This is a genomic window from Brenneria izadpanahii (assembly GCF_017569925.1).
GTDB lineage: Bacteria > Pseudomonadota > Gammaproteobacteria > Enterobacterales > Enterobacteriaceae > Brenneria > Brenneria izadpanahii.
Window position 1 is genome coordinate 3,325,119 of the sequence record NZ_CP050854.1, and the last position, 14,143, is coordinate 3,339,261.

Here is a 14,143-nt window from a genome sequence, read left to right on the forward strand (position 1 = left end):
AAATGCCCGGCCGGCGCCGGGCATACAGACTCAGTTACCGGTTTTAGTCATATTCCAGAACACGGGAACCGTGGTATCCACCTGATCCTTGACATTGGCCCGGCGGGCCGTGACCACGGAACGCTCTCCCAGCGGTATCGCCGCCGCTTCGTCCAGCAGGATTTTCTGCATCTCGCCGGCATACTGCTTTTTCTCATCGTCGCTGGCGCTCAGCGCGATTTTCTGGCGCAGTTCCTCAACCGCCGGAATATCCGGCCAGCCGAACCAGGCTTGCGGCCCGTTGGCCGCCGCGGTGATGGAGCCAACCGGATCGGAAATATCGGCGATGGTGTTATAGGTGCTGAAGATGTGCCAGCCGCCGTTGGCGGGCTTCTCTTTGGAAGCCCGGCGCACGGTGACGGTTTGCCAGTCCATAGCCTGCAACTGCACGTTAAAACCGGCCTGACGCAGCGACTGGGCGAACACCGGCGGCATCGCCGCCAGCGACTGTACGTCGGTCGCATGCAGGATAACGATCGGCGTGCCGTCATAGTTTCCTTCCTTCAGCAGCGCCGCGGCTTTGGCCGGATCGCCCTTTACCAAATCTTCCGCGCCGGCTTCGTTGGCGTAGGGCGTATCGCAGCCAAAGAACGCCGCGCAGGTGTGGTAATACTTAGGATTGCCGCTTTGCGCCTGCAATACCGATTCCTGATCCATCGCCGCCAGCGCCGCCTGCCGGATAAGTTTGTTATCGAACGGCGGTTGAAGGAAATTCAGGCGGGCGACATTCTGGGTGCCCTGCCGTTTGTATTCGGTCAGCGTGATCTCATCGTTATTCTCCAGCATCGGCAGCAAATCCATCGGTAAATCCTCGATGAAATCCACTTCGCCGGAGAGCAACGCATTAACCGCGGTCATGGTGTCCGGCATGGAGATCCATTTCACCCGATCCACATGCGCCGCTTTCCCGCCCGCCAGGCCGTTGGCCGGCTCTGAGCGGGGAACGTAGTCGGCGAATTTCTCAAACACCGCCTGTACGCCGGGACGATATTCATTGGCGACGAATTTAAACGGGCCGGAGCCAATCGCCTCTTTGATCGGCTCCCCCGGCGGCTGGCCGGCAAGCCGTTTCGGCAAGATAAAAGGCGCTACGCCGCTCGGTTTGGACAACGCCTGCAACGCGATGGCGGTGGGTTGTTTAAAGGTCATGGAGAAACTTTTGGCGTCAATGACCTGCATATTGTCCAGCAGGCCGTTCATCACCTGTCCCAGTTTATCCAACTGCGCCCAGCGCTGAATGGAAGCGACGCAGTCCTCGGCGGTCACCGGCTGGCCGTCATGCCATTTAAGACCGTCGCGCAGCACGAAGGTGTAGGTTTTACCGTCCTGAGACACATCCCACTTCTCCGCCATCTGCGGCTGGACTTTATTGTCGGCGTCAAGCGCCAGCAACGTATCGTAGACCATGTAAGCATAATCACGCACGATGTAGGCGGTGGTGATATTGGGGTCCAGCGCGCGCAGGCTGGCATGCATGACGGCGTTGATGGTTTCGGCCTGAACCACTGTCGAACTGAACCCTAGCGATGCGGCCATTAACGCATAACGGGCATAACGCCGCAGCGGTAACTTTAAACTGGTCATGTAAAGCTCCTGGATCAATTGATGGAAATGGCGTTATTCTCTGACAGTACGTTGTCGACAATCGACGACATGATAATTCAAGCAATTTTCGTTCCAGCTTTTAGACCTGATTAAACGCGGCGCCTTGCGCGCTGCTGGTGCATTTTTAACCGCCTTCGCCACTCGGCGCGCACCTGGGCGGTGCAGTAACCCGGAAAGTTTCAGACAGGTATTCCCAATACAGCGAGGAGAAGACATTGCGTATCGTATATGGCGGTTTTGAGCATGAAACCAACACGTTCGCCCCTAGCCCCGCCGACTGGCGGATGTTCGAACAAGGCGGCGGCTGGCCGGGAATGACGCAGGGCGACGCGGTATGGCCCGCCATCAGCGGCAAGAATATTCCCGCGGCGGGTTTCGTCGCCCAGGCGCTGGCCCACGGCGATGAAACGATCCCGACGGTATGGGCGGCGGCCAGTCCTTCCGGCCCGGTCACCCGCGATGCTTTCGAACGCATCGCCGGTCTGATTGTGGACGGTATCCGTACGGCGCTGCCGGTCGACGCCGTCTATCTGGATCTTCACGGCGCGATGGTGGCCGAACACGCCGACGACGGCGAGGGCGAGCTGCTGCGTCGGGTCAGAGCGCTGGTGGGCGCGGCCGTTCCCATTGTGGTCAGCCTTGACCTGCATGCCAACGTGACGCAGGCGATGCTGGATAACGCCGACTATCTGGCGGCCTTCCGCACCTATCCCCATGTGGATATGGCCGATACCGGCGCGCGCGCCTATGATCTGCTCACGCGCCGCATCGCTTCGGGCCGGCCGCCGGCTAAAGCCGTTCGGCGTATTCCGTTTCTTATCCCCATCAGCTGGCAGTGCACCGATATGTCGCCCGCCCGCGAGCTTTATCAACAGTTGGCGTCGCTGGAAACCGAGCAGACGCATCTGTCGTTTACCATGGGATTTCCGGCGGCGGATTTTGCCGAGTGTACGCCGGTCATCTGGGCCTATGCCCCGGAGCAGGCGCAGGCGGAACGGCTGGCCGATACCTTGTTCGCCGCCGTGTGCAAGGCGGAACCCCGGTTCTGCGATAAAACCTATACGCCGGACGAGGCGGTGCAATATGCCATGAGGCAGGCATCGCAAGGCCTGCGTCCGATCGTGATAGCCGATGCCCAGGATAACCCCGGCGCGGGCAGCGACTCCGACACCACCGGCATGCTGCGCGCGCTGATACGCAATCAGGCTAGCCGGGCCGCCATTGGCCTGATGGTGGATCCCGACGCGATGCAAACCATCGCCGCCGCCGGCGCCGGCAATACCGTCACGCTTTCGCTGGGCGGCCATGCCGGTCTGAGCGACGATCGCCCCTTCGCCGCCGATTTCTTTATCGAACGTATTATGTCCGGCCGTTTCAAAGCCACCGGCCCCTATTTCGGCGGTTTCGATATGGATCTCGGCCCCAGCGCCTGTCTAAAAATCGGCGAGGTGCGGGTGGTGGTATCCACTTATAAGGCGCAAATGGCCGATCAGTCCATGTTTCGCTTCGCCGGTATTGAAACCACCGAGCAGGATATTCTGGTGGTGAAAAGCGCGGTGCATTTTCGGGCCGATTTTTCCGCCATTGCGACGGAAATTATTGTGGCCGCCGCGCCGGGCTTTATGCCGGTGGATCTAACCACTCTGCCCTGGCGGCATCTGCCGGACGGTCAGCGCCTAATGCCGATGGGGACGCCATTCAAAGCCCGGCGCTGAATTATTGCCTGCTAATGGCGCCGTCAACGCGGCGCCCGCCGCTGCCGATGCGGCGGATTATGCCGCGTCACGCCCTTGATTGAACGGGAAATATTGATGCGTGTGCTACACTTACTCCTACAATATCAATAAGGTCTTTTTTGCCCGGAAGGGCTATTTCAGACCACTTCCGTGGATACCCGATAAATTTCGAGACGCAGGACAAAACGTTGCCGTTTTGAATAACGCCAGGCGTTGTCTCTTTACGGATGAGGCTCAGCAATGAACCGAGTCATAGCGCGGCCGACGCGCCTGCGGCTTGAAAGATGAAGGGGGTATATTGTAGGCGTAATAAAATCCCACAATATCGGGGAAATAAAGAATAGAGACGTAATGGAAAAAAACGATTATAACCGCGCCCCCGGAAATCTGTTTCTGCTTCTCGCGGCCTGGTTACTCCCCGCGTTACTGGGCATCATCTTCAGCTATATCATCGCAAGGCAAAACGTAAAACAGGATTTGCAGGCCACAACCCTGGTCATCGTGCATCAGACGGAATCGATCAGCCGCCAGGCCTGGGAAATGGTCGACAGCCTGATGGGGTTCGAGGGCCAATCCTGCGACGCGGTTTCTCCGACGCTGATACAACAAGGCACGCTGTCCCCCTATTTTCGTTCGGTGGGTTTGACGCAGGGACGAGATATGTACTGCTCATCCGTCTCCGGCAACCAGCGCGTGCCGTTAAAGGCGATTATTCAATGTTCGCTGCCAATACCGAGCTCGGGGAATTGGAATATTTCACTGTCGGAAACCAAGGGCGTCCAGGGCCGGCCGGCCGTCATCTTCGCCAAACAACGCGCTTCGTCATTCGGCGCGTTTGCCATTGTCGACGCGCAATATTTGATCGACTTTATGAGCGCGATAGGAAATACCCGGCAATATCTGCTGACCATACAGTTCGGCGACGGCTATGAGATTCGGGAAGGCCGGGATATTGCCGACGACAACCCGATCATCTCGCCCATATCCGATACGGTCGTCTCATCCCATTACCCGATCAAAGTCAGCGCGACGGTCGCCGCCGCTGAAATAACCGAGTCATGGCGGAGCGCCTTCTTCACCTTCCTGCCGCTGTCGCTGATTCTGTCGCTGATATTCGTCTCCATCATACGCTCATGGCAGAAACGCAAAATGTCGCTGCGCGATGAACTGCGCAAAGGCATGATCAGCAACGAATTCGCCGTACATTACCAACCCATCTATGATATCGCGGCCCGCAGCTGCATCGGCGTAGAGGCGTTGATGCGCTGGTATCGGCCCGGCGGCAGAAGCATCAGACCGGATGTGTTTATCCCTTCCGCCGAAGCCGAAGGCTTAATCATTCCCCTGACGCGCCACATGTTCAAACTGCTGGCCGACGACGTAAAACACTGGCGGGTGCCCGCCGGTTTTCATCTGGGAGTGAACATCGCGGCCGAGCATGTTCAGCATCCCGACTTTGTGGACGATATCCGCCGCCTTTCGGACATGCTGTCGCCGCACAAGATGAGAATTACCCTGGAGCTTACCGAGCGCAGCCTTATCACTAATACGCAAGATGTGGTGGAGAAATTGGCCATTCTGCGTCAGGAAGGGTTCGTCATCGCCGTTGATGATTTTGGCACCGGTCACTGCTCCTTATCCTATTTGCAGATGTTTCCGCTGGATTATCTCAAGATTGATAAGGCCTTCGTCGGCACTATTGATTCGGCTCACAACGATACGCCGGTGCTTGATGCGATTATCGGCCTGAGCCATAGGCTGGCGCTGGATATGGTGGCGGAAGGCGTTAATACCCGGCATGAATACCGCTATCTGAAGCAAAACGGCGTCAAATACTTACAAGGGTATCTGTATGCCCGTCCGATGGATAGCAAGGCATTGATGGCCTGGCTGCAAAGTCGTAGAGTCCGCCCGGTTAAGCGCGAATCGTGACCTTGGGTGGGAAAAAACAAAATAACGGCATGCTCCGTCATTCCCGCGGCGGTAGCGGTAGGCGGGGATCTCCCGCCGAAACCGTAAACCGTCATTAACCGGTTCCCGCCGGCGCGGGAACGACTAAGAAGCGTACCCCGTCATCCCCGCGGCGGCAGGCGGGGATGGCGACGGGAACCGTAAACCGTTATTGGCCGATTTCCGGTTATTTTTCGTCAGGCAACGCATAGGCGATAATGTAGTCGCCGAGTTTGGTGCCGAACGAACCGTGACCGCCGGCGGCGATGACCACATACTGCTTGCCGTTGACCGCATAGGTCATTGGCGTGGCCTGCCCGCCGGCCGGCAAACGCGCTTCCCACAGCTGTTCGCCATTGGTAACGTTGAAGGCGCGCAGGTAGTTATCCGCCGTCGCCGCGATAAAGAATACATTACCGGCGGTCGATACGGGCGCGCCCAGCATCGGCATCCCGACCTTGAACGGCAACGGCAGCGGCGAACTGTCACGCACGGTGCCGATGCGTTTTTTCCATACGATATCATTGGTTTTCAGATCGATGGCCGAGATATAGCCCCAGGCCGGCTGCTTACAGGGAATGCCCAGCGGCGATAGGAACGCATTCAATTTCACGCCATATGGCACGCCGTACTGCGGCTGAACGCCGGATTCCGAACCGGAGCCGCCTTTCTCTCCCTCGCCCGGTTGCGCCGGGTTATTCGGACCGCGCGGAATCAGTTGAGAAACAAACGGCAGCGCCATCGGGTTGGCGACGGCAATCTGGCGATCGGTATCAACCGAAATACCGCCCCATTCAAACATCCCCAGGTTGCCGGGGAAAACCAGCGTGCCCTGTTCGGAAGGCGGGGTAAACGGCCCTTCATAGCGCAACTGGTGGAACATCACGCGGCAAACCAGCTGATCGTAAATGGTCGCCCCCCACATATCCTTGCCGGTCAGCGGCTGCTGCGGACGGAAAGTCAGTTCGGAGTACGGCTGAGTGGGTGAAAGGCGATCGCCCTTGGCCGGGCCTTGCGGAACTGGGGTTTCCGGCGCGGGCACTACGGTTTCGCCGGTCCGGCGATCCAGTACGAAAATGTTGCCGGTTTTCGCCGGCACATACACTACCGGCACCTTGTCGCCGTTCTTATCGGTGATGTCCGCCAGGCTTGGCTGCGCCGGTACGTCCATATCCCATAAATCATGGTGCACCGTCTGATAAAACCACGCCAGCTTGCCGGTCGTCGCATTCAGCGCCAGCAGACCGCTGGCGAAGCGTTCCATTTCCGGCGTACGATGACCGCCCCAGATATCCGGCGTCGCCACGCCGATCGGCAGATAGACTAAATCCAGCGCGGCGTCATAGGCGGCCGGCGCCCAGGAGTTAGGCGAGTTGGGGGTATAAAACTGCCCTTCTTCCGGGATCTTATTCGGATCTTTGCTGCCGGTATCGAATACCCACAGCAGCTTCCCGCTATTCACATCAAAACCGCGGATCACGCCGGAAGGTTCACGGGTGGAATAGTTATCGGTGACCGCGCCGGCGATGATCACCACTTTGTCGGTCACAATCGGCGGAGACGTCGGCTCATAGGCGCCGGCTTTGGCATACGGCATATTGCTTTGCAGATTCAGTTTACCGTGCTCGGCAAAGTCGGGGCACAGTTCGCCGCTTTTCGCATCCAGCGCATACAGGTTGCCGTCATTGACCGGCAGCAGAATACGCCGGGAACAGAGCGCGGGTTCGGCGCCGGACGCATTAGCCTGCGCGGCCTGCGGCGTTTGGTGGTAAGAAACGCCGCGGCAGGTGACATGCTGGAATGAAGGGTTGGTTTCCAACTGCGGATCAAAATGCCATTTCTCCTTCCCGGTCACCGCATCCAGCGCGAACAACCGCTGGTGCGGCGTACAGAGGTAAAGGGTATCGTCAATTTTGATCGGCGTAACCTCATCGGTGATTTCCGCCGGATCGTTGGCATTTTTCAGGTCGCCGGTGCGAAACCGCCAGACTTCCTGCAACCGGCCGACGTTTTTATCGTTAATCTGCGCCAGCGGCGAATAGCGCGTGCCCTGCTGAGTACGGCCATAAGCGGGCCAATCATCGTCGGGAATGCCGCTGGCGGCCTGTCCGGCCGGCGTGGCGGTCTGGGCCGCGCTCAAACTGCCATCGATCTCCTGCGGATCATTAAATATCGCATAGGCCAGCACGATGACGGCGATCGCCAGCGAGGCATTCAGCGCGCCGCGCGCTAATGCGTTCTGCGCGGTCAGGCTGCGGTAAATAAAAGGCAGCGTAATCCACAGGCCGAAAAAGAAGGTAACGTCCAGACGCGGCGTCAGCGCCCAAAAGTCAGGCCCGACTTCCCACAGCGCCCAGATAGTCGTGCCGAGCAGAAAAGCCGCATACAGCAACAGCGCAACGGCGCGCCGGCGATACAGCAGCCAGGCGGTCGCCAGCATAATCAGACCGGCGATAAGGTAATACAATGAACCCTGAAGTTTGGCCAGCCAAATACCGCCGATTAACAGGTATAGACCGGTCAACGCGGAAAATAGAACAGTGATGATTATCAGTATTCGTGATATCCCTGCTTTACTTTGCATAACATTAACCTTACTGAAATTTACATTGACTCAGATAAAGGTTACGCCAAATTATTAAAATGTCCTTTTTTTATCCGGCCATTTACGCCGGAGTTATCAACATGCGGTTTTACCCGGTGACGACGCCTTGTAAACCGGGCGACCATGCCGCTGACGCCGTCATCGGGAAAATGTAAGAAAGAGTGTGTCCCCCTCAATCCCTGCCGGAAGACGGGCGATGTTTATAACCACCCTTTTTCTCTGAAATCAAACATCAGTTGGGTAAACCTGCCCATTTCCTCAGGCGTTCCCATCGAGATACGACACCAGTCCGTCGCCGGCGGGAACGCCCTGCCGATTATTACGCCATGCTCTTTCATTTTTTGCTGATAAGAGGCTAAAGGCACACTGATACGGTGAAACAGGAAATTGGCTTCCGAAGGCAGATATTCAAGATCGAGCTTTTTCAATGCGGAAATTAAAATCTGGCGCGAGGTATCAATGGTCTTTTTGCTGTAACTGATAAACTCTTTATCATCCAGCGAAACGCTGGCCGCCTCGATAGCGCAATAGTTTAATGATTCGGAGGTATTGTAATCCGCCATTTTTTTCAGCATCCCGGCGTTTCCGATCGCATAACCGACGCGCATCCCCGCCATGGCGAATATTTTTGAAAACGTCTTCAGCAGAACAATATTGTCATAACCTTCTCTGATTAACCCGGCAACCGAACGGAAGGTATCGTCATTGACAAATTCGGCGTAGGCTTCATCCACCAGAAATAACGTATCCTTCGGTTTGCTTTTTATCCAGGGTTCAATTAAATCGGCGGGAGTAATGGTTGCCGTAGGATTGTTCGGGTTAACGATATAAACAATAGAAGGGCCGGCGTATGCGTCAACGGCTTTTTTCAACCCGGCGACATCGAATTTCCAGCCCGGCGACATGGGCACGCGGACAATATTCATTCCCATGACTTTGGCGTATTTAGGCCCGCCTTCATAGGTTAACTCAGGAATAACGAGCTGGGTTTCCGGCGTCCCCAGCGCTTCAAAACAGGAGCGAATACCTTCGCACGAGCCCTGTAATACCAGCACATTGCTTTTATCAACGCCTTGCATGGCGGCAATCTTATCGCGCAGCAGCCCCTGTTCCTGATAAGGATAACGGTTAGCTTTGGCTATCGCCAGGCGCGCCGCTTCCTGCGCTTTGGGCGACATCCCCAGCGGGTTTTCATTATAATTAATACGTATTAACGCAGGGGCGGTATTATCCGCCGATGCCCCGCCGCCGATGGATGAGGCTAATGCCGTTTTGCTCAATCCGCCTAATGCCAAGCCGCCCAGAATAGCGCCGGAATATTTAAACAGATCTCTACGTTGTCTATTAATATTTTTTATATCGCTCATGAACACCCCATCATTACCTGTTAATTAACATCAGGTATTCATTAAGCAACTCCTGTACCAATCATATATAAAATTAACCATTAAATAAATTGAAATACATATTCACACTTCACTACAAAAAAGCCATAAAAAAGACTATTACCCTGACGTTATCGGGATAAATTTAATTATCACCATAATAGTATTAGATTAGAAATTATATTTCCCATACTACAAACGCATGTATTAATAGATTAAAAATCAAACAAAACGCACCGTATGCCTATTTTAGTTGCACTTAAAAAGTGCCACCTATTAATTAAAATAATGATTACTCTACCAGGAGCGGCGAATGCCGCGCCTTAGCTACTTACCGTCGCCGGCCACGTCCGCCCCGTCTTTCGTCAGATGCCAGGCCGCCAAAATCGGGATCATGGTCAGCGCCATCAGACACAACGCGACGACGTTGGTTATCGGCACATCCCGCGGACGTCCCAACTGATTCAGCAACCAAATCGGCAAGGTGCGTTCATGTCCGGCGGTAAACGTCGTTACGATGATCTCATCAAATGAGAGCGCGAACGCCAGCATGCCGCCGGCCAGCAGCGCCGTGCCCAAATTCGGCAGAATGACGTAACGAAAAGTTTGCCAGCCGTCAGCCCCCAGATCCATCGACGCCTCCAGCAGATGGTGGGAAATACGGCGAAAACGGGCGATCGCATTGTTGAACACGATCACAATGCAAAACGTGGCGTGTCCCACCACTATCGTCAGCATGCCTGGCTCGATATCGGCCGAATGAAACGCCGACAGCAGCGCCAACCCGGTAATAATGCCCGGCAGCGCGATGGGCAACATAAACATCAGCGTGAGGCCGTTTTTACCGAAAAAATTACGCCGGTAGAGCGCCGCCGCCGCCAACGTGCCGAGCAGCAGCGCGATCAGCGTGGCGAAACAGGCGATCTTCAGCGACAGCATCACCGACTCGATAATGTCATGCCGTTGCGCCGCAATGCTGAACCAGCGCAGCGTGAACCCCTGCGGCGGAAAGCTGAAGGCGGCGTCTTCGGTATTAAACGCATAAATGGCGATAATCAGCAGCGGGAAGTGCAGGAACAGCAACCCGCCCCATGCCGCCAGTTTTAACAGCAGCGGCGCGCGTCTAGAGTGCATCGAAAGCCCCCAATCGTTTAACCAGCGCTAGATAGACGGCGATCAGCACGATGGGAACCAGCGTAAACGCGGCCGCCATCGGCATATTGCCGATCGCCCCTTGTTGGGAATAAACCATATTGCCGATGAAGTAGCCCGGCGGCCCCACCAACTGCGGCACGATAAAATCACCCAGCGTCAGGGAGAAGGTAAAAATGGATCCGGCGGCGATGCCCGGCACGGACAGCGGCAGAACGACATAGCGGAAAGTCTGCTGCGGCTGCGCCCCCAGATCTTCCGACGCCTGGAGTAGAGACTCCGGCAAGCGCTCCAGCGCGGCCTGGATCGGTAAAATCATAAAAGGCAGCCAGATATAGACGAACACCAGAAAGCGCCCCAGCCCGGAAGTGGAGAGCGTATTACCGCCGATGCCGGGTAACAGCAGGATATCGTTCAGCAGCCGCTCCGCCCCCAGATGCTGCAAAAACCACTGAATAACGCCGTCTTTGGAGAGCAGCAGCGTCCATGCATAGGCTTTGACGATATAGCTGGCCCACATCGGCATCATAACGGCGATATAAAAAAACGCCTTCTGCTTGCCGGTGGTGTAGCGCGCCATATAGTAGGCGATGGGAAAGGCCAACATGGCGCTGAACACCGACACCAATATCGCCATAACCAGCGTTCGGACAATAATGTCGTAATTCGACGGGCTGAAAAGCGCCTGAATATTCGCCAGCGTCAAAACGGGGGAGACCGTCATGGTAAAGTCGTCGAAGGTATAGAAGCCCTGCCACAGCAGCGACAGCAGGGAACCAAGGTAGATGGCGCCGAACCACAGCAGCGGCGGGATCAGCAGCAGAGCCAGGTAGAATCCCGGACGGCGGTAGAAAAAGTCGGCCAGCCGATGCATCCAGCCGCCGCGCGCCGTTGCAGGCATAAGCGGTCTATCCATCTTAACCCGCCTCCCGCAGCGTCACCATCGCGCTGCGATCCCAGCAGGCAACGACCTGTTGACCGATATGCAACGCCGGGCGCGCGTCATGGCTTTGGGTATTCGCTTCGCTTACCAGCAACCGCTCGCCCTGTTCCAGCGCCAGCTCATAACGGGTAGCCGCGCCCTGATAATGAATGTCTCTGAGTTGCCCCGCCACGCGGATATCGCCGGGCAGACTCGCCGCGGCGGACGCATCGGCCAGTTGAATATACTCCGGGCGGATGGCGTAACTGGCCGCGCTTCCGGTTAAGCGCCGCGCCTGCTCGCCCGACAACACATTGGACGTACCGACGAACTCCGCCACAAACGGCGTTTTCGGATGCATATAGAGTTCGCGCGGGCTGTCCACCTGTTCAATGCGGCCATTATTGAACACCGCCACGCGATCGGACATGGACAGGGCTTCGCTCTGATCGTGCGTCACAAAAATAAAGGTGATGCCCAACTGGCGCTGCAACTTTTTCAGTTCGCCCTGCATCTGCTCCCGCAGTTTAAGATCCAACGCGCCCAGCGGCTCATCCAGCAGCAGGACGCTGGGCTGATTGACCAGCGCCCGCGCCAGCGCCACCCGCTGACGCTGGCCGCCGGAAAGCTGCGCCGGTTTTCGCCCGGCGACGAAACCCAGCGCCACGCGCTCCAGCGCTTCCTGCGCGCGATCGCGGCGCTCCCGTTTACCCACGCCTTTGACCATCAGGCCATAGGCGACGTTTTCCAGCACGCTCATATGGGGAAACAACGCATAATCCTGAAAAACCGTGTTCACATCGCGCTGGTAAGGCGCCAGCCCGGCGGCGTCCCGGCCATGAATACGGATCGAACCGGAGGTAAGCTGTTCAAAACCGGCAATCAGCCGCAAGCAGGTGGTTTTCCCCGAACCGGAAGGACCGAGCATGGAAAAAAATTCGCCGTCCTGTATTTCGATGGAAACGCCATCGACGGCGCGCACATCGCCAAATATTCGGGACACATCAATAAATTCTACGGCGTTGGACATAACGGACTCCTGATAAATGATGATGGCATCCTTCATCATTCATTAAACTCAAACGGAAAATAGCGTCAGAATATTCACGGCAAATAAGGGAAGAAGAGATGATATTAATAATCCCTCTCGCCGCTACAGTTATTTCCGCGCAGGCGGGAATCTATTTCAACGCCATGAATTGATATCGGCAAGATTCCCGCCGGAATGCTCATTTAGCTACGCGATTGACGGCGTTAATGCTGATTAATAAAACGGCGAATTAATTAACGCCCGCCCATAATGGCGATATAGTCCTGCGTCCAGCGGCTATAAGGGACGAACTTACCGCCCTCGGCCTGAGGCGTTTTCCAGAAAGCGATTTTTTCGAACTGGCCGGCGCCGTTATTTTCGCAGCCTTCCGCGCCCAGCAGCGCATTGCCTTTACAGGCGGCCGGCGCCGCCGGAACCGAGCCGAACCAGGCCGCGATATCGCCCTGTACTTTCGTTTCCAGCGACCAGTTCATCCATTTATAGGCGCAGACCGGATGTTTGGCGTCCGTCGCCAGCATGGTGGTATCCGCCCAGCCGGTGACGCCCTCTTTAGGGATCACGGTGGCTACCGGCTGTCCCTCGCTTTTCAGCGCGTTAGCCTGATAGGGCCAGGTGCTGGACGCCGCCACGCCCTCGTTTTTGAAATCGCTCATCTGTACCGAGGTATCATGCCAGTAGCGGTGAATCAGCCCATGCTGATTGCGCAGCAGCGTCAACACGGCCTGATACTGCGCCTCCGTTAACTGGTACGGATCGCTGATACCCAGTTCCGGCTGCGCGCTTTTCAGGTAAAGCGCGGCGTCGGCGATATAAATCGGGCCATCGTAGGCCTGAACCCGCCCCTGATTTGTTTTACCGTCAGGCAGATCCTGTTTGACGAAAACCACAGACCAGCTATCCGGCGCGGAAGGGAATATTTTGCTGTTATACATCAGCAGATTCGGCCCCCACTGATAGGGCGTGCCGTAAACCTGGCCGTTGACCGTATACCAGGGGGCGTTGACCAGACGCGGATCGAGATTTTTCCAGTTCGGAATAGCGGCAGGATCAACGGGCTGTACGCGCTTACCGGCAATCAACCGCAGCGAGGCATCCCCCGATGCGGTAACCAGATCGTACCCGCCTTTCGCCATCAGACTGACCATTTCGTCGGAGGTCGCCGCCGTTTTGACATTCACCTGACAGCTGGTTTGTTGTTCAAACTCCGTTACCCAGTCATAGCTCTTATCACTCTGCCCGCGCTCAATGTATCCGGGCCAGGCGATGATATCCAGGCGTCCCTCGCCTTTTGCCGATAGATCCGGCGCAGCCGCATCGGCGCTATTAATAGCGCATAGAATACTCAGGCAAATAGCGGAAAGCGAAGTCGTTACGGTTGTTTTTCCCATACCAATACCCCTGTCATGAATATATATACGGCGGCGGGAACGACGCCGCCTGTTTTTAGTTCGTTATAAAAAAACCGTACTTAACTGTGCGTGCATCTTATTAATATTAATGACGTATTTGCCGTAATGACGGCGCGTGTATAATTTTCGATCCTCTGCCGGAAATACTTAATGTATAACTAACACGCTATTGATTGAATCGAAAGGAAATGCCGGCAATTATAATAAATGCATATGAAGGACGATGACGGGAAAGTCAGCGCGGTCGGTATGAAGGACGATAATAACGATATCTTATAATCTTTCGTTC

The 14,143-nt window shown here is 56.0% G+C and carries 9 protein-coding genes; 2 read left to right on the forward strand and 7 right to left on the reverse strand.

The features are described from left to right. Positions 1-30: 30 nt before the first annotated feature. Entirely contained in the window at positions 31-1,623 is a 1,593-nt protein-coding gene (locus tag HC231_RS14890) for an ABC transporter substrate-binding protein (RefSeq protein WP_208227393.1), read from the reverse strand. A 236-nt stretch (positions 1,624-1,859) separates the two neighbouring features. Here HC231_RS14890 and HC231_RS14895 point away from each other — a divergent pair, with 236 nt between their 5' ends. Both HC231_RS14895 and HC231_RS14900 read left to right on the forward strand, forming a co-directional pair. Beyond that, positions 1,860-3,359 carry a M81 family metallopeptidase gene (locus HC231_RS14895; protein ID WP_208227394.1) on the forward strand — a complete coding sequence of 500 codons (1,500 nt, stop codon included), beginning with the start codon at positions 1,860-1,862 and terminating at the stop codon, positions 3,357-3,359. Between the two features lie 372 nt (positions 3,360-3,731). Continuing rightward, on the forward strand, positions 3,732-5,312 hold the full coding sequence (locus HC231_RS14900; protein WP_208227395.1) for an EAL domain-containing protein: 1,581 nt from the start codon (positions 3,732-3,734) through the stop codon (positions 5,310-5,312). Positions 5,313-5,517: 205 nt separating this feature from the next. Here HC231_RS14900 and HC231_RS14905 read toward each other — a convergent pair whose 3' ends face one another. The 6 genes from HC231_RS14905 to ydcS form a co-directional block, all read right to left on the reverse strand. Then, positions 5,518-7,914 (reverse strand): glucose/quinate/shikimate family membrane-bound PQQ-dependent dehydrogenase, encoded by a 2,397-nt coding sequence (locus HC231_RS14905; protein WP_208227396.1) that lies wholly within the window; start codon positions 7,912-7,914, stop codon positions 5,518-5,520. 221 nt (positions 7,915-8,135) lie between these two features. Then, on the reverse strand, positions 8,136-9,302 hold the full coding sequence (locus HC231_RS14910) for a pyridoxal phosphate-dependent aminotransferase (protein WP_208227397.1): 1,167 nt from the start codon (positions 9,300-9,302) through the stop codon (positions 8,136-8,138). Between the two features lie 345 nt (positions 9,303-9,647). Continuing rightward, positions 9,648-10,454, reverse strand: a complete 807-nt coding sequence (locus tag HC231_RS14915) for an ABC transporter permease (protein WP_208227398.1) — start codon at positions 10,452-10,454, stop codon at positions 9,648-9,650. Continuing rightward, positions 10,444-11,373 carry an ABC transporter permease gene (locus HC231_RS14920; RefSeq protein WP_425490561.1) on the reverse strand — a complete coding sequence of 310 codons (930 nt, stop codon included), beginning with the start codon at positions 11,371-11,373 and terminating at the stop codon, positions 10,444-10,446. The genes HC231_RS14915 and HC231_RS14920 overlap by 11 nt, the downstream gene beginning before the upstream one ends. 16 nt (positions 11,374-11,389) lie before the next feature. Next, entirely contained in the window at positions 11,390-12,424 is a 1,035-nt protein-coding gene (locus HC231_RS14925) for an ABC transporter ATP-binding protein (RefSeq protein ID WP_208227400.1), read from the reverse strand. A gap of 254 nt (positions 12,425-12,678) precedes the next feature. Continuing rightward, positions 12,679-13,833, reverse strand: coding sequence for a putative ABC transporter substrate-binding protein YdcS (gene ydcS / locus HC231_RS14930; protein ID WP_208227402.1), 1,155 nt, complete (start codon positions 13,831-13,833; stop codon positions 12,679-12,681). Positions 13,834-14,143 lie beyond the last annotated feature (310 nt).

What these genes read in the sequence shown, in the direction of transcription:
- HC231_RS14890 (WP_208227393.1), bottom strand. Translation starts at nt 1,623, where the DNA reads ATGACCAGTTTAAAGTTACCGCTGCGGCGTTATGCCCGTTATGCGTTA.
- ydcS (WP_208227402.1), bottom strand. Translation starts at nt 13,833, where the DNA reads ATGGGAAAAACAACCGTAACGACTTCGCTTTCCGCTATTTGCCTGAGT.
- HC231_RS14905 (WP_208227396.1), bottom strand. Translation starts at nt 7,914, where the DNA reads ATGCAAAGTAAAGCAGGGATATCACGAATACTGATAATCATCACTGTT.
- HC231_RS14915 (WP_208227398.1), bottom strand. Translation starts at nt 10,454, where the DNA reads ATGCACTCTAGACGCGCGCCGCTGCTGTTAAAACTGGCGGCATGGGGC.
- HC231_RS14910 (WP_208227397.1), bottom strand. Translation starts at nt 9,302, where the DNA reads ATGAGCGATATAAAAAATATTAATAGACAACGTAGAGATCTGTTTAAA.
- HC231_RS14925 (WP_208227400.1), bottom strand. Translation starts at nt 12,424, where the DNA reads ATGTCCAACGCCGTAGAATTTATTGATGTGTCCCGAATATTTGGCGAT.
- HC231_RS14920 (WP_425490561.1), bottom strand. Translation starts at nt 11,373, where the DNA reads ATGCCTGCAACGGCGCGCGGCGGCTGGATGCATCGGCTGGCCGACTTT.
- HC231_RS14900 (WP_208227395.1), top strand. Translation starts at nt 3,732, where the DNA reads ATGGAAAAAAACGATTATAACCGCGCCCCCGGAAATCTGTTTCTGCTT.